The organism is Variovorax paradoxus, assembly GCF_000834655.1.
GTDB classification, from domain to species: domain Bacteria; phylum Pseudomonadota; class Gammaproteobacteria; order Burkholderiales; family Burkholderiaceae_C; genus Variovorax; species Variovorax paradoxus_F.
This window is the reverse complement of record NZ_JXQQ01000065.1, coordinates 37,181-57,215: the sequence shown is the minus strand read 5'-3', so window position 1 is coordinate 57,215 and position 20,035 is coordinate 37,181. Positions and strand designations below refer to the sequence as shown.

Here is a 20,035-nt window from a genome sequence, read left to right as displayed (position 1 = left end):
CGTCAGACAATGCCGCCAAATGGGGACGCCCAAGACCATCCTTTGCACCCTCGCGACGCTCGGCCTGGCCGCGGCGGCCGGAGGGGCATGGCTCGTGTGGGGCGGGCTCTACAACGTCTCCGCGACCGAGCAGCACACGCAACCGGTGTATTCGCTCCTGGAAACCGCGATGCGGCAGTCGGTGCGCCTGCGGGCCCGCGGCATCGAGCCGCCGGCACTCGGTGCAGAAGCGCAGGTGGTGCACGGCGCCGCTTGCTACCGCGAGAAGTGCGTGCAGTGCCACGGCGCACCGGGCGTGGCGCAGGGCGACATCGGCAAGAGCATGCAGCCGCTGCCCGGTCCGCTCGTCGATGCGCGCCAGCGCTGGAACGCGCGCGAGCTCTACTGGGTGACGAAGAACGGCATCAAGATGAGCGGCATGCCGGCATGGGAGTACCGCCTCTCCGACCAGGACCTCTGGGCGCTCGTCGCGTTTCTCGAGCGGCTGCCCGACATGACGCCGCAGCAGTACGCACAGGCGAGCGCGCCGATGATGCCGTCAGGGCAGGGCGCACCTGGCGGGCCGGCGTGCGGGCCGGGGCCGCGAGCGGCCGGCGGTGCGCAGGACAGCGTGCGGCGCGGCCAGCGAGCCCTCGCGCAATATGCCTGCAACGCGTGCCACACCATTCCCGGCACCACCGGTTCGTTTCCCCAGGTCGGGCCGCCGCTGGCCGGCATGGCCAGGCGTGCCACGATCGGCGGCAAGCTCGCCAACACGCCCGACAACATGGTGCAGTGGCTGCGTCACACGCGCACCGTCGATCCGCTCACCGCCATGCCCGAGATGGGCGTGACGGAACAGGACGCGCGGGACATCGCGGCGTATCTCGCGACGTTGGACTGACGGGCCTGGCCTTCGCACCGTCCGCGCCGTTGCTGTCTCCTACAGCCGGCCGCGCCGTCAACCGACCTGTTGCGGCGCGCGCCCCCCCAGTCTCGAACTGCGCCGGACATCCGCCCGGCGAAAACCTCAGGAGACATCACCATGAACCGCACGTCCAGCTTGATCGCAGCCCTTGCACTCGGCACCGCCGGCATCGCCTTCGCACAGGGCAACCCGCCCACCACCGCACCCGCGAATCCCGCGACCGCCGCGGGCCAGCAGAACCCCGTGGGCGGACCCATGGGCACCACCGGCACCACCCCGCAGAACAACGCACCGGCTGCCGCGCCGATGCCGCAGAGTTCGGCAGGCACGAGCAGCAGTTCGACCATGTCGAGCGAGCCGCCGATGCGCCAGGCCCGCGCCGACCGGAACTGATCGCGCCCGGCACGCCGACATGAGCCTCGACTCACCGATGCGTAGGCCGGCGACAGGCGCGAGCGCTGCGGGCCGTTGGCTCCGCACGCTCGCTCCCTGCGTCCTTGCCGTTGCGTGGACGACGGGAGCGGCCGCTCAGCCCGACGCACTGCGGCTCGCGAAAGCGGCCGTTGCGGCTGCCGACAACAAGGGCGAGGCTTTCGCGGTGGTCGACAAGAAGAGGGCGCGCGTTTTCATCTTCGATGCACAAGGCCGCCTGCAGGGCGATTCGCCGGTGTTGCTCGGCCTTGCACATGGCGACGATTCGGTGCCGGGCATCGGCGAGCGGAAGATGTCCGATATCAGGCCCGATGAGCGCACGACACCCGCGGGACGCTTCGCAAGCGAGCCGGGGCGCAACCTGCAGGGCGAGGACATCGTGTGGGTCGACTACGACGCCGCTGTCTCCATGCACCGCGTTCGCGCGAACAACAAGTCCGAGCGCCGGCTGGAGCGGCTCGCTTCGCCGGGTGTGGCGGACAACCGCATCTCCTATGGCTGCATCAACGTGCCGGCCAGCTTCTACGACACCCACATCCAGCCTCTGCTCGGGCAGCGCAACGGGGTGGTGTACGTGCTTCCCGAGACCGAGCCGATGCAGGTTCGCTTCAGCTTCCTGGGTCAGCCATAGCACCCGTCGTCGAGCCCGATGCAGACAGGCCGCATGTGCGCATGGGCTTCCGTCGCACCACCACGCTGTCGCGGTTTCTGCCTACATCTGCCGACGGCCGGACGGATCACCTTTCAGCAACCGTTTCCTCGTCCTGAATCTGCTCACCCACCTTGAACCCAGGAGCCCAACCGCATGTCCCTCGCCATTTTCATCGTGGAAGACGAGCCGAACGTGCAGGACAGCCTGAAGGTCGTTCTCGAGGGCTACCTGGAGGCGAAGGTCGTGGGCTCTGCACCCACCGAGGCCGAGGCCATCACGTGGCTGACAGCGAACCAGGGCCGATGGCAGCTTCTCGTGGTGGACCTGTTTCTCGCGCAAGGCAATGGGCTGGGTGTGCTGATGGCGTTGTCCGCGATGGGCCGCAAGGGCGGTGTGGTGGTGGCGTTGACGAATGCGGCCTCCGAGGACAACCGCGCGGAGTGCATCCGGCTCGGCGCGGATGCGGTCTTCGACAAGACTGTGGAAATCAACGAGTTCCTGGCCTTCTGCGCTGCCGGGAAGTGATGTCGTCGGCAACGCTGTCTTCATGACGCCATGAGCAGGCTCAAGCACCTTTTCCAGCTCTGCAAGGATGCGGTCGTGGCATGGGTCGACGACTTCGCGCCGAGCATGGGCGCGGCAATTTCTTACTACACCGCGTTCTCGCTCGCTCCGCTGCTTGTGATCGTGATCGCCGTGGCGGGTGCGCTCTTCGGCGCCGAGGCGGTGCAGGGCCAGATCGCCGCGCAGTTGTCGGGCCTCATCGGACGCGACGGCGCGCTGGCGGTGCAGGGCCTGGTCAAGGCCGCGAGCGAGCCCTCGCGCGGGCTCATCGCGGGCGGCATCAGCGTGGTGGTTCTGGTCGTCGGCGCGACCACGGTGTTTGCCGAACTGCAGAGTGCGCTCGACCGCATCTGGCATGTGCCCGAGCGCGAGAAGCCGAGCGGTGTGTGGGGCATCCTGCGCGCGCGGCTGCTGTCGTTCGGCCTGATCCTCGGGCTGGCCTTCCTGCTGATGGTGTCGCTCGTCGTGAGCGCCGGGCTCGCGGCTGTCGGCAGCTGGAGCACGGGTTTGTTTCCGGGCTTCGAGCTTCTGCTTCAGGGCCTCAATGCAATCGTCTCGCTGGCCATTCTCACGCTGCTGTTCGCGATGATCTTCAAGTTCATGCCGAGCGCGCCGATCGCCTGGCCCGACGTGTGGATCGGCGCCGCGGTGACGGCGGTGCTCTTCGAGGTGGGCAAGGTGCTGATCGGGCTCTACCTGGGCAAGAGCGGCGTCAACGAATCGTTCGCCGCGGCCGGGTCGCTGGTCGTGCTCCTGGCCTGGGTGTACTACGCCGCGCAGATCTTCCTGCTGGGCGCGGAGTTCACGAAGGTGTATGCCAGCGCCCACGGATCGGTGGCGGCGGCCAAGGCCCAGGCGGCCACCGAGGTCGCGGCCGAGCAGGCCAAGGCGGGCACCGAAAGCCCCGCCGTGAAGCAGCAGGAACAGCAGACCGCGCGCCCGGCCGCCAGGGCCTGAAGCTCAGGGCTTGCCGAGCAGGCGCTCGAGCAGTCCCTCGAGCTGATGCGCGTCGATCGGCTTGGTCATGTGGGCGTAGAAGCCGGCCGCGAGACTCGTCTCCCGGTCCGACGCCTGGCCGAACCCGGTAACGGCCACCAGCGTCGGCGGATGGGCGACCTCACGGTGCGCGCGCCGGGCCACTTCCACGCCGCTGAACCCCGGCAGGCCGATGTCCAGCAGCACGATGTCGGGCTGCTCGACCTTGATGGCATCGAGCGCCGAGGGGCCGTCGAAGGCGGTGCGGGTCGCGTAGCCCAGGCTCTCCACGAGCAGGCACATGGTCTCGGCCGCGTCGCGGTTGTCGTCCACCACGAGCACCACCTTGCGGGCCTCGCCGCTTTCGTCCCGCCGCTTCTCCAGCGGTGCGGCGACGCGGGGGAGGCGGATGATGAATTCCGTGCCTTCGCCCGGCACGCCCTTGCTGAAGGCGCTGACGTCGCCGCCGTGCAGCGTCACCAGTTGCTCCACCAGCGTGAGGCCGAGGCCCAGGCCTCCTTGCGGCCGCGAAATCTCCTGCTCGCCCTGCGCGAACAGCATGAAGACGCGCGGCAGCGACGCGGGCGCGATGCCCGGGCCGTTGTCGTTGACGCTGATCTCCGCGTTGCCGCCCGCCGCCCGCAACTGCACCTCGATGCGTCCGCCGTTCGGCGTGAACTTGACGGCGTTGTTCAGCAGGTTGCAGACCACCTGGATCATGCGGGCGCGGTCGCCGGCGATCCACGCATCGGGGGCCGTGCTCTGGAAGACCAGCGCGTGGTGCTTGGCATCGGCGGACGGCTTGACCATTTCCAGCGCCTCGTCGATCACCTCGGCCAGCTTCACCGGCTTGGATTCGAGGTGGATCTTTCCGCTCGTGATGCGCCCGACATCCAGCAGGTCGTCCACCAGCCGCGTGATCTGCTTGAGCTGGCGCGAGATGATGTTGTTCATGCGCGCGAGCGTCTTGCCGTCCACGCCTTCGCCCAGGCGCTCCATGATCGCCACCGCATTGGAAATGGGCGTGAGCGGGTTGCGCAGCTCGTGGCCGAGCATCGCCAGGAAGGTCGTGATGCGGCGGCCTTCGTCTTCCAGCGTGGAGACGCGCCTGCGCTCGGTAAGGTCGCGCGTGACCTTGGCAAACCCGCGGTGGCGGCCCGTTTCGTCGAAGAGGGCCGTGATGATCACGCTGGCCCAGAACCGGCTGCCGTCCTTGCGCACGCGCCAGCCTTCGTCCTCGAAGCGGCCGACCTCGCGCGCGACCCGCAGCTCGGTGTCGGGAAATCCCGTGGCGGCCACCTCGGGCGGATAGAACACCGAGAAGTGCTTGCCGATGATCTCGTGCGCGTCGTAGCCCTTGTTGGCCTTGGCGCCCTTGTTCCAGCTGACGATGTAGCCGCTCGGGTCGAGCATGAAGATCGCATAGTCCTTCACGCCATCGACGATGAGGCGGAAGCGCTCCTCGCTGGCGCGCAGCATGTCGTCGTGTTTCTGGCGCTCCGACAGGTCGCGGGTGATCTTGGAGAAACCGCGCAGCGTGCCGTCGGGACTCGTGAGGCGCGTGATCACCAGGCTCGACCAGAAGCGGGTGCCGTCCTTGCGCAGGCGCCAGCCTTCTTCCTGGAACTGACCGGTGGCGGCCGCGATGTCCAGTTCGTGCTGCGGCCAGTTCTTCTCCAGCAGTTCGGGGGGGTAGAAGATGGAGAAGTGGCGCCCGACCACTTCGTGGGATTCGTAGCCCTGCAGTTGCCTGGCGCCCGCATTCCAGCTGAGCACGATGCCGTTGGGGTCGAGAAAGAAGATCGCGTAGTCGGTGATGGAGTCGATCATCAGCCGGTAGTCGGCATCGACGATCAATCCGAGGTTCAGAGGCGTGCTGAGATCGTGGACCGTTTCTTCGTTCGCGACTGGTTTGCTGCCATCGGCCATTTTTCTCGGATCTCGTTTTGGAAAGCCAGCGCGGCACGCAGCCGCTGTCGACCGAGACGTTATGGCTTTTTGCCTTTTGAAAGTGTCGGACAAGGCCGCGTGCCCCGATGGGGCAAACCTGTCGCTGGAGACCGGGGACGGGCATGACCCCGGTCCACGAGCCTTCTGCTTCGCGGGCGGCAGGCCCGCGAGGCAAGACCTATCGGCTCAACGGATGGCCGATCGTCATCTGGTTCACGCCGGTGATCTGGATCCACGTGCCCGCCAGCGGCTGCTCTTCCAGCCCGGGCTTGGTGTAGTCGCACACCCCGCTCGCGAACACCGTGCGCAGCCTGGCCAGGTCGGCATCGCGCGCGCCGCCGGTCCATCCCGGATTGCGCGCGGCGTAGCCGGCGTAGTCGGCGGCATCGACCGGGCGGAACTGGCACTGCATCGTGCGCGCCGGCAGCGGCTCGCCGGCCTCGAAGCGCGGGAACGACGATGCGGGGTACATCGCGTTGCAGCGCGACGGGGCCGAGCCGGTGCCCACGGTGCCGGCCGGCGACTTGCCGCCGTTGCCGTTGAGGAACACCGAGTTGAAGCCGCCGAAGACCTGCGGCTCGGCAATGAAGTCGTCCGCCGCGCCGGGCGTCGTCGCGCCGAAGCAGCCATCGACCAGCGTCGCCGGCTTGGTCTTCACGACCTTGGCCGCCAGCGGCTCGGCCGACTTGTCGTTGGCCAGTGCGGTGAGCCACTCGTCCATCGCGAAGAAGGCCTTCTGCATCGCGCCGATCGTGCGCCCGGTCTTGGCCGGCCGCGGTGCCTGCACGGGCGTCGCGTGGTTGGCGTTCGGATCGGGGTTGAACGCAGCGACGTTGGCCATGCCGTTCCACATGATGTGGTTGTCGAACTTGCCGGTCGCCGCCGCGATGCGTGCACGCAGGATGTAGTGGAAGAACTTCAGGTGCATGTCGCCCGCGCCGGTGAACTCGTTGTTCAGGCCGTCCAGGTCGAGGATCGCGGTGGTCGCCAGGCCCGCGCCGCCGTACGCGATCATGCCGGTCTGGTAGGCTGCCTTCAGCGCGATGGGGTCGGGCTGCATGCGCGCGGTGCCCAGGTTGCCGTCGGGGTCCTGGCCGCCGATCTTCTCGTTCAGGTGAATGAACTGCGCCATCGTGATCTGCCCGGTGTTCAGCGCGTTCAGGCCGAACTGCACGCCGGCATTGCCCGAGAACGAGCGCGCGAACCCGGTGGCCGGATCGATGCCGAGCACGTTGCGGTTGTGGTCCGCGACGTTGGGGCGAAGGCCCGTGGGGTTGGCGGCCAGCAGGCTCACGGGCGGTGCCGGCAGCACGCCCATCGGTGCGCTCACGACCACGTTGGCGGGGCTGTACTTCTCGCTCGCACCGATGATCGCGTTGAAGACGGAGCTGTTGCCGCTGCCGGCCATCACGTTGTCGCGGTCGCCCTGGTTGGCGGGGCGCAGCACCGAGTCGGTCCGTGCCGCCCAGAAGCTCGCCTGCTGGCGCATGCTGTGGTAGGTCGAGTAGCCCGAGGCGGCGGCGATCTCCGCGTTGGTCCAGGTCGGCAGCGTCGCATCGGCCGCGCGCTTGGCCGCGGTGGCGTTGTCGTAGGTCGGGTCGTAGGGGCTGTTGGGCACCGGCGTGTAGGTGCCGTTCTGCGTGGTGCCGTTCTTCGTGTGGTTCAACTGGTAGTTGTAGAAGAGGCGCCCCTCCATGCTCTGCGGGCCCGCGTTGTCCGGGAAGCCGTTGAGCATCACGATGCCGTCGAGCAGGCCCGGGTAGGTGTCGGCGATCATGCTCTGCTGCATCGCCGAGCCGGAGCTGCCCCAGCCCATCGTGTAGAGCACCGGGCCGTTGGCCTTGATGAAGCGCTCCTTGACCATCATCATGGTTTCGGCCGAGATGATGTGGTTGCAGTTCTGCCCGAAGTAGTTGAGCGTGGAGTTCGCGACCGCGAAGCCCTTGGAGAGCGGCAGGTCGTTGAGCGCATTGAAGTCGCCCGATGCGCCGTTCGCCGAATTCGTGGAGCCGCCTACCGGCCCGAGCGAGCGGCCCTGCACGTACCAGCCGCCGCCGCAGCTCTGGCCGAAGGGATAGACCAGCCGGCCGTTGAAGCCGCCCGGCGGATTCGTCGCGGTGGGGTTCGGGTTGTTGGCCGGATCGCCCAGCACGGCGATCTGGTAGATGCCGCGGTTGATGACGCCGGTTTCCAGCCGCACGATGTAGGGCACCTTCCTGCCGTCGAGCAGCGTCGTCTGCTCGATCATGGCCGGCGGGTTGGCCGGGTCGTACTTCTGCCAGACCGCGGTGCCTGCCTTGGTGGCGTCGTGGTAGACCCAGTCGATGCGGGTGGGCGCGGCGCAGTTCGCATCGGTGTTCGGGCCGGCCGTCAGCGTGGGGCCGCCCGGATAGACGTTGAAGGTGTCGGTCTGGCAGTGGAAGCTGCCTTCCTGCGGCGCATACAGGATCGGGCCCTGGATCGGGTAGGCGGTGAGCTTCAGGCTCCCGCGCACCTTGGACGCGTCGGCGGCGTCGCGCACCTCGATCGTGTTCTCGCCTTGCGCAAGGCCGGTCAGCAGGCCGAGCGATGCATTGCCGCCGGGCGCCTTCTTGAACTGGTCGGTCACGTCCTTGTCGTTGAGCACCACCTTCACGCCGGCAACGGCGCCGCCGTCGGCCGCGGTCAGCTGGATGAGCGTGTCGTCGCCGCTGGTCATCTTCTCGGGGGAGGAGAGGCTTTGCACCGTCACGGCGGGTTTGTCGCCAGGGTTGCCGCCGCCGGGGCCACCACCGCCGCCCCCGCCATTGCCGCCGGGCCACCCGGCCCAGCCGCCGCCACCACCGCCGCTTCCGCCGCAGCCGGCCAGGGCCAATGCGAGCGTGCCGAGCAGCAGCCCCGATGCACGCAGCGGTTGCTGCTTGTTCCTTGTGCCTGTCTTTCTCATCTTCTTGTCTCCGGTGTTGTTGTTCAAAAAAGATCTCATCTCATCGCATCACTTCGCAGCCAGGCCGAGCCTTTCGATCAGCTGCTTGTCCTTGGCATAGGTATCGCGCGCCCATTTCGCGTAGTCGTCGCCGCTGCGGTACCAGGCGTCCTGGTTCAGCTGGTCGAGCAGCTCGATGTGCTTGGGGTCTTCCATCGCCTTGCGGAAGGCGTCGTGCAGGGTCTTGGCGACGGCCGGGTCCATGCCCTTGGGGGCGGCCAGTCCGTAGGGGGAGGTCGACACCACGCCGTAGCCCAGCTCCTGCGCGGTCGGCACGGCGGGCCAGCGCTTGGTGCGCTTCTCGCCGAAGGTGACCAGGAGGCGCATCTGGCCGCCGTCGACGTACTTGTCCCAGCCGCTCGCATCGCTCTGCGCCATGACGTGGCCGCCCAGCAGCGCCTGCTGCAGGTCCGCGTTGCCCTTGAAGGGGATGTGGTTCAGCGTGACCTTGGCGTTCGCCGCCAGCTCCTCCATCAGCAGGTGCGGCGAGGTGCCCACGCCGGTGGAGCCGTAGTCGATCTTGCCGGGGTCCTTGCGGGCGGCCTCGATGTATTCCTTGAAGCTCTTGAAGGGCGAATCGGCGCGCACCGTGAGGCCGAAGGTGTAGCCCGAGACGCCCAGCAGGAAGGTGAAGTCCTTCAGCGGGTCCCATTGCACCTTCTGCATGTGCGGCACGCGCAGCATGCCCATCGGGTACTGGGAGATCGTGTAGCCGTCGGGCTTGGCGGTGAGCGCCATCGTGCCGGGGCCGGTGGTGCCGCCGCCGCCGGGCTTGTTCTCCACGATCACCGGCTGCCCGAGGTTCTTGCTCGCCAGCTCGGCGAGCGCGCGCATGTGCCGGTCGGTCGAGCCGCCGGCGGGCCAGGGGCAGATCAGCGTGATCGGCCGGCTCGGAAAGCTTTGCGCGCGCGCCGGCAGGGCGGCGAGCGTGGCGGCGCCGGCCGCGGCGATGAGCACCGTGCGGCGCGAAGCAGCCGCGGGCGTGGAGGGAAGGGGGCCGAGGGTCATGGAAGAGGTTGTCCTTGGAAGCGGTTGTCGATTCGACGCAAGGACTGATTCCTCGTATTCCGTTCTGCGGAATATGATTTCCAATCCCGACAAAGTCTAGAAGCGGACCTTGCCGCTGTAAACCTCGGTAAGGGATTCTCCGAATCGGTAGAACCCTGAGGCGCAATGCCATCGACTCGGCTCCCGTGTCCCGATATATTCCGCATATCGGAATAAGGAGATTGCATTGGGCAGAAAACGAAACGCCGCGGCCTCGGCCGACGCCGACGACGCGACCCGGGACCCGCGCTTCATCGCCGCACTGGCGCGCGGCATCGAACTGCTGCGCGTGTTCAAGCCGCAGGACCGCTGGCTGAGCCATCGCGAGATCGTGCGGCGCATCGCGTTGCCGCCCGCCACGGTGTCGCGCCTGACCTTCACCCTGACCGCCCTGGGCTACCTGAAGCATCGCGAGGATGTCGGCGAATACGCCCTGAGCCCGGCCGTGCTCGGCCTGGGCTTCTCGATGCTCGGCAACTTTGACATCGCCCGCATCGCCCGCCCCACCATGCAGGCGCTGGCCGACAAGTGCCAGGCGGCCGTGTCGCTGGGTGCGAGGCATGGGCTGGAGATGATCTACGTCGCGCACAGCCGCAGCACCGCGCGGCTGATCCTCGGCCTGGACGTGGGCGCGCGCCTGCCGATCGCGCGCACGTCCATGGGCCGCGCGGTGCTGTGCGGCATGTCGCCAGGCGAGCGCGACATGCTCATGCAACGCATCGCGCAGGCAGAGGGCGACGGCTGGCCCGCGGTGAAGGAGCGGCTCGCGCAGGTGCAGCAGCAGTTCGACACGTGCGGCTTCGTCACGACCGAAGGCGAATGGGACCCGTCGATCTCGGCCGCGGCCGTGCCGGTGGTGGTCGGCGACGGGCGGACCTTGCTCGGTCTCTCGGTCGGCGGCGCCTCGAGCTGGTTGCACAGCCATGCGTTGCGCGAGGAGGTGGGGCCGTTGCTGGTCGAGGCTGCGCGCACGATCGTCTCGGCCATTCATGCGGCGGACTGGAAGGACTGACGGGGCTGCACCGGTTCTGCCTCGATCGCGCCGAGGAGTGGCGCGTTATTCGCGCGTGGCTTCCATGGCCACGCATTGCGGGGCGCATTGCGCAATTCAACCCACGCTGTTTTGCTGGCGCGTTCGCATTCCTGACCGTATCGGCGTTTCGGTCGCTCTTCATCGACCGTGCGCTTCTTGCAATTGGCAACTCATTTGCGACGCCGCGCAAGAGCGGCGGTCCGGGAAACGAGCCGAATTCCCTCTGTAGATCTTTGCGATCCATGCGCTGAATTTCGTTCCGGCGACGAAGTCAGCTTGCGGTCAGTTAATCTGGTTTTGGAAATTTGATTTGGCTGGGAATTTAGCCATTTATTAGCTGGGAATTAGCAAATCAATCGGCGCTCTTTTGACACAAAGATGTCACCCGCTATTTCTACATTTCTCCTCGAAGTGGCGTTTCGTATTCAAACGCACGAGGCCCGGCATTCCCGCGCAGGCCAGTCAAAACCATCCATAACTAACTGCCCCGGATCAACATGATGATTTTCCAGAAACGAGTTTTGCTCTCGTCATTGACGACAGTCGCAGCCTGCGTGCTCGCCGCTTGCGGAGGAGGCAGCGACGGAAACAGCGGCTTCTTCCCGATCATCACGCCGCCCGGCAACACGACCACCAACACCGGCGGCAACACGGGCGGCAACAGCACCACCTTGAGCGGCGTGGTGGCGGCCAGCGGTTTCGTTCCGGGCAGCACCACCGGCAACCCGACCCTCAAGCCCGGCTACTACCAGAAGGCCACGGTCTTCGTCGATGCCAACGGCAACGGCGTGCTCGACAGCGGCGAAGCTTCGGCGGTCACCGACGCCAGCGGCAAGTTCACGCTGACGACCACCGCCACCGGACAGCTGGTGGCCGACATCGGCACCGCCTCGACCAACAGCGCCACCGGCGCGGCCGTGGCCGGCCACCTGATCCTGCGCGCTTCGGCCGCGCAGATCGCCGACCAGGGCACGGGCAAGATCGTCATCAGCCCGCTGTCGAGCGAAGCGCAGCGCCTGGTGGAAGCCAACGGCACCGACTACGCGACCGAAAAGGCCAACCTCGTCGCACGCATGAACGGCCCCGCCTTCAATCTGGGCGATGCCACGTTCACCGATCCGCTGGCGGACGTGAACGGCCTGAGCGGCGCCACCCAGTACGCGGCGCTCTACCAGGACAACGAGCTGACCAACCGCTACACCTACGCGACCGCCAAGCTCGACCGCAAGGACATGTTTCCCGACAACCTGGCCGTCCTCGGTGGCGACCCGCGCCTGGTCGGCCTCTCGGGCGTGACGCTCACCAACTCCGACGGCACCAAGGCCACGCCCACCGTGCCGGCGCAGAAGCAGGCGCCCATCACCTTCGCGCAGGCGCAGCAGGCGGCCTTCAACGTGGAGGGCGTGCCGGCCTACGACAACATCTTCGTGATCATCGAAGAAAACAAGTCCACCGACGTGATCCTGGGCAACTCGCGGGCCGTGAACATCAATCACATCCTGAACAACTACGGCCAGCTGAGCACCTACTACTCGACCGGCAACCCGTCCGAGCCGAACTACACCGCGCTGGGCGGCGGCGACGACTTCGGCATCCGCGACGACAACTGGTTCGGTTGCGGCGCCGTCGGCCCCTACGCGGTCACCGACGTCGCTTTTGCCGGCGGCACCGCCTCCGACGGCCAGCCCTTGCCCGCACAGGACAAGCTCCCGCCGGCGGACAGCGCACACCGCGCCGGCTACAGCGCGGCCAGCACGAGCTGCGGCGACGTCCCGACCGGCGGCACGGTACACAACGTTCCGGGCGCCAACCTCTTCACGCTGATGTCCAGAACGGGCCGCACGATCCGCACCTACAGCGAATCCATGAACCCCGGCCAGGACGTGCGCGCCGACAGCATCGCCGACACCGCCGTGGTCGCCACGTACGACACGAGCCGCCTGAAGGGCGTGACCAACCTCGATGGCTCCGCCATTCCGGCGCTGGTGGGCACACCCAACTTCGCGGTGGTCAACGGCCTGTACAAGGTCAAGCACGGCCCGTCGATCGCCTTCCAGGAAGCGCGCAACCTGCCCGAGTTCGCAGCCACCAACCGCACCATCTTCGGCACGCAATACCAGGAAGCGGACTGGCTCAAGACCGCGGCCTACAAGGTGCCGAGCGGCTGGGTCTACGACCAGTTCAGCAAGGACCTTGCCGCGGGCGACGTGGGCAACATCAACTTCATCGTTCCCGACCAGTGCGACGACATGCACGGCGTGGGCAGCGACACCAGCTGCCAGGGCGGCAACGACGGCCAGGGCCCCAACATCAAGCGTGCCGACATCTACCTGGGCATGACGGTCAAGGCGATCCAGAACTCGGCGCTGTGGAAGAACCCGCACAAGCGCGTGGCGATCGTGGTGATGTTCGACGAAGGCGAGGGCGGCAGCAACGGCTCGTGCTGCGGCTGGAACGCGGGCGGCACGAATTCCGGCGCCGCACCGGTGAACGTGGACGCAAGCGGCAAGGCGACGGCCACCACCCCGCCGCCGAACTACGCCGGCGGCAACTTCGGCCACGGCAATTCGATCTTCGGCATCATGACCAACCAGCAGGACCTGGGCACCGCGAAGAAGAAGGTTGCGGACAGCGACGCCTACAGCCACTTCTCGTTCGTTCGCACGCTGCAGGACATGTTCCAGATCGCCGACCCGGCCGTCGATGCGACGTACCTGAACCGCGCCAAGTACACCGAAGCGTTCATCACGGCCAACATCGCGGCGCTGCCCGAATATGCAGGCAGCGCGGACACGCACTTCGACTCGGTGCGGCCGATCAACCATGCCTACGTGATCCCGGCCAACTACACGCAGAAGCTGTACGCGCCGGACATCGACGGCCAGGTCGACTCCGCCACCGGCCAGCTCGAAGGCCAGATCACCCCGCAAACGGGTCCTGACGCGACCCAAAGCAACGTCTGGGCGACGAAGTAAGCGCAGCAAGGAAGACCGGCCGCGAAGGTCGTCGGGGGGCAAGTCCTGCGGGCCTTGTCCCCCATGCCTTTGCGGCCCGGAGTGTTCCGCACAGCAAGCAATGATGAATCTGAAACTGGTGTCGGACAGGATGGTCCCGCTCGCCATCGCGGGCATGTTCTCGGTAGCGCTCCTGGTCCTGACGGCTTGCGGCGGCAAGGGCGCGGCAACGGGAGCAAGCACCCTGGGCCCGCGCACACCGGCCTTGAGCACCCAGGCGCAGGTCGGGCAGCTGGCCTTCTTCGACAGGAACCTCTCGGGCGCGAGGAACATGTCGTGCGCGAGCTGCCACGATCCGCAATACGCCTACGGGCCGCCGAACAGCATTTCGGTGCAGCTGGGCTCCGACATCACGCAGACCGGCGCGCGTGCCGTGCCCTCGCTGCGCTACAGGGAGTCGACGCCCGCCTTCAGCGACGATGCGCCCAACCCCGACGGCGTGACCTCCAATTCGCCCGGCGGCGGCTTCATGTGGGACGGGCGCGGTGCGACGATGGCGGCGCAGGTCGCGCTGCCGCTGCTCAACCCCGTCGAGATGAACAACACCTCGAAGGAAGCGGTCGTGAAGGCGGTGCGGGACGGCGCCTATGCGGGTCTCTTCAAGCAGGCCTTCGGTGCCAACATCTTCGACAACACCGATGCGGCCTTCGACGCACTGGGCACCGCGATCCAGGCGCTGGAGACCGAAGACCTGAGCTTTCACCCGTACAGCAGCAAGTACGACCTCTATGTGTTCAACAAGATCGGCGGCGTGCTGACGCCGGCCGAGCGGCGCGGCGAGGTGCTGTTCCACAGCACCGGCGTGACCAACTGCTCGGGCTGCCACTACACCGGCGCCAACTTCAACGGCAACACCGGCCTGATGACGGACTTCACCTACCAGGCCCTGGGCGCGCCGCGCAACGACCGGTCGATTCCGAACAACCCGGACCCGATTCCGGCCAACGACGATCCGAAGTACTTCGACATGGGCCTGTGCGGTCCCTTCCGCACCGACCACATGCCCGCGACGCCGGAGACGGCCAACCCCTACTGCGGCATGTTCAAGGTGCCGGTGCTGCGCAACGCGGCGACGCGGGGCGCGTTCTTCCACAACGGCGTGCTCCATTCGCTGGAGCAGGTCGTCAATTTCTACAACACGCGGGACACGAACCCGGAGTACTGGTACCCGGCTCGCGGCGATGGCACCGGCGACGGCACCGGTACGACGAAGGCCAACCCGCCCTGGGCGCTACAGCCCACCGCCGTGCCGGGCGCCACGGTCGACAAGTACAACGACCTGCCGCGCGCGCAGCAAGGCAGCATCGACGAGGAAGTGCCGCTGGGCACCGGCGAGGGCGGCGAGAAGACGCTCGCCAGCGGCACGCGGCCGCGCGCACCCGGCTCCCCGCCGGTCATGACGCCGCAGCAGATCGCCGACCTGGTCTGCTTCCTGGGCACGCTGAGCGACGGCTACCAGCCCTCGACCGCGCCGGCGGCCAGCGGCAGGTGCGTGAAATGAAGAGCCTTGCAAACACCGTGCTTCGGGGCGTCGGCGGCGCCGTGTTCCTGCTGGCGATGCTGGCCACGCTCAACGGCTGCGACAACGAACAGGCGCGCCTTCCGACCCAGGAGAACTTCACCGCGACCACGAACGACTACCTCGCGCAGCGCGGCCATGTGTGCCTGGCCAAGTACGAGTGGCCGATCACGGTGATGGCCGGGTCGCGCAACCCGGATGCGCAGCAGATGCCGGTGCTCGAGAAGCTGGGGCTGGTGAGCGGCAAGGATGTCGCCCTCGCGCCCGGCAGCACCGCCGGTGCCCAGCCGCCGGCATCCACCGTGCCGGCCCGCGAATACGCGCTGACCGACGCGGGGCGCAAGTTCTACCTGAAGGTGCCCATCGTGATCCGCACCACGACAGAGAACGTCACCCATCCGGCCGACTTCTGCGCGGCCACGCTCAGCCTGGACCGCCTGGTCGGCTGGGACCCGCCGCAAACGCGCGATGGCCGCACCGCGACCTCGCTGCTCTTCACCTACCGCATCTCGCCCGAACCCTGGGCCGCGGCGCCCGAGGTGCAGCAGGCCTTTCCGCTGCTGGCGCGGGCCATGCAGCGCGAAGGAACGATGCAGGTGCGCCTGGGCGTGCACCTGACAAGGAGCGGCTGGGTCGCGGACGAACTGGATGCGCACTAGCCGAGACCTTCCGCCGACCGGGCGCGGCATCGCGCCTTTCATTGCCACCCGAAAAATCAACCAGAGCCTTCATGAATCTCCGCTTCATCCGCCCGAGCCGGCGCACCCAGACTTCGATCAAGACCCTGACCGGCATCGCCCTGGTCTGCGTGCTCGCTGCGTGCAGCGCCGCCCGCGATGCCGAGGCGCCCACCGCCGAGAATCTCGCGGCACCGCTGGACGAGTACCTCGCCCAGCGCGGCGACATCTGCCTTGCGATGTTCGACTGGCCCATCGACCTGACCGAAGCCGAGGCCGGTTCCGGTGCGCGCCATGCCGTCCAGTTCCCGGTGATGGAGCAGCTGGGCCTGGTGCACAGCACCATCGTCGCCGTGCCCAAGAGCGCCGAGAACCCGGACGGCGCGGTCAAGCGATTCGAGCTGACCGACGCGGGCCGCAAGTTCTACAAGCCGCATCAGCACGCGGCCAACGGCACCGAACACGCCAACGATCTTTGCGTGGCGCATCTCAAGCGCGAGCAGATCGTCGACGTCAAGGTCGATGCCGCGAACGCGCAGCATCCGCTGGCGGTGGTGAGCTACACCTACCAAATCGACACGGCGCCCTGGATGCAGGAGGCCGAGGCGCAGCGCGTGTTTCCGATGATTGCGCGCATCGCGAATGGCGCGGGCGGCAAGCTGCAGATGCGCCAGGGCTTCACGCGCGGCGACAAGGGCTGGGTCGCGCAAGTGGGGCCGGTCTGATTCGCGCGTGCATGGAATTCGCAGAGCCTCATGAGCACCGTCGTCCGTTTCTCGCCTGACCTGGGCCGCTGGCTCACGCACAACCTCGATGCCGGCCAGGCGCCCCACGCGCTCGTGGCAACGATGCGAGGGCAGGGCATGAACGAGCGCGCCGCGCAGGCCATCGTCGCGGCCTACGTCGATGCGCGCCAGCGGGGCGCAGCCGTGCCAACCGACGCCATCGAGCTGCCGGACGAGGCCCCGCCCAAGCCCGTGACGCGGCTCGCACCGGGCACGCGAATCGCCGCGGCCGACCGAGAGATCGTCGTGCACTCGCGCGGCGAGGACCCGGTCTTTGCCGCGCTCGGCAATGTCGTGGACGCCGACGAATGCAAGGCCCTCATCGAGATGGCGCGGCCGCGCTTGAAGCCTTCCACGCTGGTCGACCCGGTGAGCGGCCGCGACGTCGTGAGCGACAAGCGCGCGAGCTGGGGCATGTTCTTCCGGCTGGGCGAAAACGACCTGGTCGCGCGACTCGATCGGCGCCTGTCGGCCTTGATGAACCTTCCGCTGGAAAACGGCGAGGGGCTGCAGCTGCTGTATTACCCGACCGGCGCGGGCAGCGAACCGCACCACGACTACCTGGCGCCCACCAATGCCGCGAACCGCGAGTCCATCGCGCGAAGCGGCCAGCGCGTGAGCACGCTTGTGACTTACCTCAACGACGTGCCGGACGGCGGCCAGACCGTCTTTCCGCAACTGGGCCTGGCGTTTTCGCCGGTCCGTGGCAATGCCTGCTACTTCGAATACTGCGACGGCAGCGGCCGCGTCGATGCGCGGTCGCTGCACGCCAGCGCAGCGGTGACCCGGGGCGACAAGTGGGTCATGACGAAGTGGATGCGCGAGTGCCGTTTCGTGCCCGCTGCGGGGCAGGGCTGAGGTCGGTGTTGGCCTCGACGGCCGGGCTCACGAACTCGCCGGCCGCGGCCCCAGCGGTTTGCCGCCGGCACCGGCCCTGAAGGTCATCGGCGCCGCCGTCTGGACCTGGCCCACGCCCGGCTTGCTCCAATCGCACACGCCTTGCGCAAAAGCTACCTGCAGGCGCGACCATTGGGTGGGCGAGAAGGTGACGGGTGCGTAGTCGGCGGCGGCCAGCGGCTTCAACTGGCATTTCAGGATGTCTTCCGTCAACGGTCCACCGGCAACCTGGCGCGGCGAGCCTTGCGGCAGCAGCACCGGGTCGGCGTCGCAGGTCGCGGTGTTCAACACCTTGGTGGAGAACGTCGTGTCGGCCGACAGGTAGCACAGGTCCGACGCGGCGGCGGGCCTGGCTGCGGCCACCTGCTGCTGGGTGCGCTCCGCGTTGGTCCATTCCTTCGGGCTCGAAGTCACCAGGCCCGTGAGCCAGGCATCCATCGCGAGGAACGCTTCGACGGGAATCGACGGCGGCGTGCCCGCGGGACCGAAGCGCCACAGCGCATGGTTCGCATGCCCGCCGGCCGCCGCATCGATGCGGGCGCGGTGCGAGTAGCTGCGCCAGTACTGGTGGATGCCGGCCTGGCCGATCGGGAGGTTGTAAGTCTCGTCGTAGGCGCGCAGGTCGATCGTCGCCACCTTGGCGAGGTTGCCGCCCGGCGAGACCAGACCCGCGCGGTAGGCGATCGACAGCGAATCGGCGTCCGCCACGGCGCGCGCGGCGGAGAGGTTGCCGTCCGTGTCCGAGCCGCCCACCTTCTCGTTGAGCGTGACAAACTCCTCGGCGGAGATCGCGCCCGACTTCAGCGCCTTCAGGCCGTACTGGATGCCCACGTTGTCCAGGTTGCTCAGCCCGCGCACGCCGCTGGGTGCGAGTGCGTTGGCCGTCGTGCCGTAGACGCTCGATGCGCCGTCGGTGATGCCGCAGCGCGGCCCCGTCGGGTTGCTCGCGGGGTCGTAGACCAAGGAGGCCGGAAGCTGGCAGTTGTTGGTCGGCGCGCCGGTTGGCACGATCGCGCCGGTGGCGTTGTCGGCCACGCCCAGCGGCGTGTAGTTGCCGGATTTCAGGAGGCCGCCGAAGAAGGTGAGCCAGCCGTGGCAGGCGGTGTGGTCCAGGTGCCCGTTGATCGCCTTCTTCTTCGCGTTGACCTGCGTCGGGGTCGCGCCCACCTGCAAGGCCGTCCATGCGGGCGACTGGTAGAAGTTGACCAGCTGCACGCAGTCCATCACCTCCATCGCTGTCGTCTCGGAGTCGGCGAAGTCCACGCCCAGCTGCGTGCCGTCGATCACGCCGGGCAAGAGCGAGGCCACGCTGTTCTGGTTGATCGCGCCGCCCGAGCCGCCGTTGCCCATCATGTAGAGCACCTCGCCGTAGCTGTCGATGACGTGCTCCTTCATCATCAGCGTCGTCTCGGCCACCAGGTAGCGGTTTCCGTTGAGCTGGGAGTCGGTCATGCTGTTGTCCACGACCATGAAGCCGCGCGAGAGCGCCGCGTCGTCGGCCCAGTTCTGCGACGAGCGGAACTGCAGCCTCGGAAAGCCCGTGCCGGCGCCGAACGAATAGAGGAGCTTGCGGTTCCACTGAGGCTGGGGAGAGGTCGCAGTCCATGCCGGGGCCGACGGGTCGAACAGCACTGCGATGTCGTAGATGCCTCGGTTGATCGTGCCGCGCTCCACGCGAACGATGTACGGCACCTTCACGCCGGTCGTCGTGGTGGTGCTCGCGACCGCGGATGCGGGCGTGGTGCCCGCCACATAGGGCTGCAGGCACGAGTTGGCCGGCGTCGGCGGAACGGGGCCGCCCGCGGTGGCGGGGCTGGGGTCAGGAGGCACGAACGAGCAGCCGCCGTCGCCCGGCGCTGCCGTCACGGGCGTGAGCGTGCGATAGAACAGCTTGAACTCGGTGGCGATGCTGCACTGCGCATCGGTTGCGCTGGTCGAGAGGCCGCTGGCGTTCGATGCGGGCGTTGCCCCAGCGCCGGTCGTGGGCGCCGGCGTGGCGCAGACGTACGGCGTGAACTGCGTGCTCGACAGCACCGGCCCGCTGCGCGGCGCGTTGACGACCGTGAGCGTGGCTTCGCGGTTGAGCCGGGTGCTCGCCTTGATCGTGTTCGATCCCACCGCCAGGCCGGTGGCAAGCCCGGTGATGCGGCCGTCGGCGCGCCTGGCGAACGCGTCGGTGATGTCCTTGCCGTTCAGCGTGACCTTCAGGCCCCCGGCATTGCCGCCTTCGGGAAGCAGCTCGACCAGCACGTCGCCGTCGCTGACAAGGTCGGCGCGGGTGGAGAGCGTGCGCACCTCCATGCCGCCGGTGGCGCCGCCGTCACCGCCATTGCCGCCACCGCCGCCATTGCCGAAGTTCCAGGGGAACCCGTTGCCGCCACCTCCGCCGCCGCCGCAAGCGGCAAGCAGGAGAGAGAGGCTCGCCGCCGAACCGGCCAGGAGCATCTGTCGGGGAATGCGCATCGGCGCGCGCGTCGGTGTTGTCATGGTTTTTGTCTCCTGTCCTGCGCTGCAGCGCACGCCCTTCGGACCGGCCGGCCCGAACGAGGCGGGGCGCGCCTTGGACATGGAGATTCTTGGACGACCCGGCGCTGCCCGTCCTATCCCGGCGATGCCAT

15 protein-coding genes are annotated in these 20,035 nt (G+C 67.8%); 11 read left to right on the top strand and 4 right to left on the bottom strand.

The genetic code is table 11. The annotated features are described in order from the left end of the window. Positions 1 to 19 precede the first annotated feature (19 nt). The 5 genes from RT97_RS23420 (at position 20) to RT97_RS23400 (ending at position 3,512) form a co-directional block, all read left to right on the top strand. On the top strand, positions 20 to 883 hold the full coding sequence (locus tag RT97_RS23420; protein WP_042581230.1) for a c-type cytochrome: 864 nt from the start codon (positions 20 to 22) through the stop codon (positions 881 to 883). A gap of 141 nt (positions 884 to 1,024) precedes the next feature. Continuing rightward, positions 1,025 to 1,300 carry a hypothetical protein gene (locus tag RT97_RS23415; RefSeq protein WP_042581229.1) on the top strand — a complete coding sequence of 92 codons (276 nt, stop codon included), beginning with the start codon at positions 1,025 to 1,027 and terminating at the stop codon, positions 1,298 to 1,300. A gap of 19 nt (positions 1,301 to 1,319) precedes the next feature. Next, positions 1,320 to 1,970 (top strand): L,D-transpeptidase, encoded by a 651-nt coding sequence (locus RT97_RS23410; protein WP_253278302.1) that lies wholly within the window; start codon positions 1,320 to 1,322, stop codon positions 1,968 to 1,970. A 174-nt stretch (positions 1,971 to 2,144) separates the two neighbouring features. Then, complete coding sequence (locus tag RT97_RS23405; protein WP_042581227.1) at positions 2,145 to 2,516, top strand: response regulator; 372 nt, start codon at positions 2,145 to 2,147, stop codon at positions 2,514 to 2,516. Positions 2,517 to 2,546: 30 nt separating this feature from the next. Then, the gene (locus tag RT97_RS23400; RefSeq protein WP_042581226.1) at positions 2,547 to 3,512 is read left to right on the top strand and encodes a YihY/virulence factor BrkB family protein; all 966 of its coding nucleotides are present in this window, start codon (positions 2,547 to 2,549) and stop codon (positions 3,510 to 3,512) included. A 3-nt stretch (positions 3,513 to 3,515) separates the two neighbouring features. On the opposite strand, the gene RT97_RS23395 is transcribed toward RT97_RS23400, so the two are convergent. The 3 genes from RT97_RS23395 to RT97_RS23380 all read right to left on the bottom strand — a co-directional run bounded on the left by RT97_RS23395 (position 3,516) and on the right by RT97_RS23380 (position 9,453). Then, on the bottom strand, positions 3,516 to 5,459 hold the full coding sequence (locus RT97_RS23395) for a PAS domain-containing hybrid sensor histidine kinase/response regulator (RefSeq protein WP_042581225.1): 1,944 nt from the start codon (positions 5,457 to 5,459) through the stop codon (positions 3,516 to 3,518). A 199-nt stretch (positions 5,460 to 5,658) separates the two neighbouring features. Beyond that, on the bottom strand, positions 5,659 to 8,406 hold the full coding sequence (locus RT97_RS32165) for a DUF6351 family protein (RefSeq protein WP_155403870.1): 2,748 nt from the start codon (positions 8,404 to 8,406) through the stop codon (positions 5,659 to 5,661). Positions 8,407 to 8,454: 48 nt separating this feature from the next. Further along, the gene (locus RT97_RS23380; RefSeq protein ID WP_042581223.1) at positions 8,455 to 9,453 is read right to left on the bottom strand and encodes a tripartite tricarboxylate transporter substrate binding protein; all 999 of its coding nucleotides are present in this window, start codon (positions 9,451 to 9,453) and stop codon (positions 8,455 to 8,457) included. A 226-nt stretch (positions 9,454 to 9,679) separates the two neighbouring features. Here RT97_RS23380 and RT97_RS23375 point away from each other — a divergent pair, with 226 nt between their 5' ends. The 6 genes from RT97_RS23375 to RT97_RS23350 all read left to right on the top strand — a co-directional run bounded on the left by RT97_RS23375 (position 9,680) and on the right by RT97_RS23350 (position 17,378). Continuing rightward, on the top strand, positions 9,680 to 10,504 hold the full coding sequence (locus RT97_RS23375) for an IclR family transcriptional regulator (RefSeq protein WP_042581222.1): 825 nt from the start codon (positions 9,680 to 9,682) through the stop codon (positions 10,502 to 10,504). A 521-nt stretch (positions 10,505 to 11,025) separates the two neighbouring features. Continuing rightward, the gene (locus RT97_RS23370; RefSeq protein WP_080898407.1) at positions 11,026 to 13,500 is read left to right on the top strand and encodes a phosphoesterase; all 2,475 of its coding nucleotides are present in this window, start codon (positions 11,026 to 11,028) and stop codon (positions 13,498 to 13,500) included. Positions 13,501 to 13,603: 103 nt separating this feature from the next. Continuing rightward, positions 13,604 to 15,040 carry a cytochrome-c peroxidase gene (locus RT97_RS23365; protein WP_253278301.1) on the top strand — a complete coding sequence of 479 codons (1,437 nt, stop codon included), beginning with the start codon at positions 13,604 to 13,606 and terminating at the stop codon, positions 15,038 to 15,040. After that, positions 15,037 to 15,717, top strand: a complete 681-nt coding sequence (locus tag RT97_RS23360; RefSeq protein WP_042581220.1) for a hypothetical protein — start codon at positions 15,037 to 15,039, stop codon at positions 15,715 to 15,717. Before RT97_RS23365 ends, RT97_RS23360 begins: the two co-directional genes overlap by 4 nt. 71 nt (positions 15,718 to 15,788) lie before the next feature. Continuing rightward, positions 15,789 to 16,460 (top strand): hypothetical protein, encoded by a 672-nt coding sequence (locus RT97_RS23355; RefSeq protein ID WP_052810738.1) that lies wholly within the window; start codon positions 15,789 to 15,791, stop codon positions 16,458 to 16,460. Positions 16,461 to 16,490: 30 nt separating this feature from the next. Next, a complete protein-coding gene (locus RT97_RS23350; RefSeq protein ID WP_042581219.1) occupies positions 16,491 to 17,378 on the top strand; it encodes a 2OG-Fe(II) oxygenase in 888 nt (295 codons plus the stop codon). Positions 17,379 to 17,405: 27 nt separating this feature from the next. Here RT97_RS23350 and RT97_RS23345 read toward each other — a convergent pair whose 3' ends face one another. After that, entirely contained in the window at positions 17,406 to 19,904 is a 2,499-nt protein-coding gene (locus RT97_RS23345; RefSeq protein WP_155403869.1) for a DUF6351 family protein, read from the bottom strand. Between the last annotated feature and the right edge of the window lie 131 nt (positions 19,905 to 20,035).

Coding starts and splice junctions, on each gene's coding strand:
- RT97_RS23420 (WP_042581230.1), top strand. CDS start 20: ATGGGGACGCCCAAGACCATCCTTTGCACCCTCGCGACGCTCGGCCTG.
- RT97_RS23415 (WP_042581229.1), top strand. CDS start 1,025: ATGAACCGCACGTCCAGCTTGATCGCAGCCCTTGCACTCGGCACCGCC.
- RT97_RS23410 (WP_253278302.1), top strand. CDS start 1,320: ATGAGCCTCGACTCACCGATGCGTAGGCCGGCGACAGGCGCGAGCGCT.
- RT97_RS23405 (WP_042581227.1), top strand. CDS start 2,145: ATGTCCCTCGCCATTTTCATCGTGGAAGACGAGCCGAACGTGCAGGAC.
- RT97_RS23400 (WP_042581226.1), top strand. CDS start 2,547: ATGAGCAGGCTCAAGCACCTTTTCCAGCTCTGCAAGGATGCGGTCGTG.
- RT97_RS23395 (WP_042581225.1), bottom strand. CDS start 5,459: ATGGCCGATGGCAGCAAACCAGTCGCGAACGAAGAAACGGTCCACGAT.
- RT97_RS32165 (WP_155403870.1), bottom strand. CDS start 8,406: ATGAGAAAGACAGGCACAAGGAACAAGCAGCAACCGCTGCGTGCATCG.
- RT97_RS23380 (WP_042581223.1), bottom strand. CDS start 9,453: ATGACCCTCGGCCCCCTTCCCTCCACGCCCGCGGCTGCTTCGCGCCGC.
- RT97_RS23370 (WP_080898407.1), top strand. CDS start 11,026: ATGATTTTCCAGAAACGAGTTTTGCTCTCGTCATTGACGACAGTCGCA.
- RT97_RS23365 (WP_253278301.1), top strand. CDS start 13,604: ATGAATCTGAAACTGGTGTCGGACAGGATGGTCCCGCTCGCCATCGCG.
- RT97_RS23360 (WP_042581220.1), top strand. CDS start 15,037: ATGAAGAGCCTTGCAAACACCGTGCTTCGGGGCGTCGGCGGCGCCGTG.
- RT97_RS23355 (WP_052810738.1), top strand. CDS start 15,789: ATGAATCTCCGCTTCATCCGCCCGAGCCGGCGCACCCAGACTTCGATC.
- RT97_RS23350 (WP_042581219.1), top strand. CDS start 16,491: ATGAGCACCGTCGTCCGTTTCTCGCCTGACCTGGGCCGCTGGCTCACG.
- RT97_RS23345 (WP_155403869.1), bottom strand. CDS start 19,904: ATGACAACACCGACGCGCGCGCCGATGCGCATTCCCCGACAGATGCTC.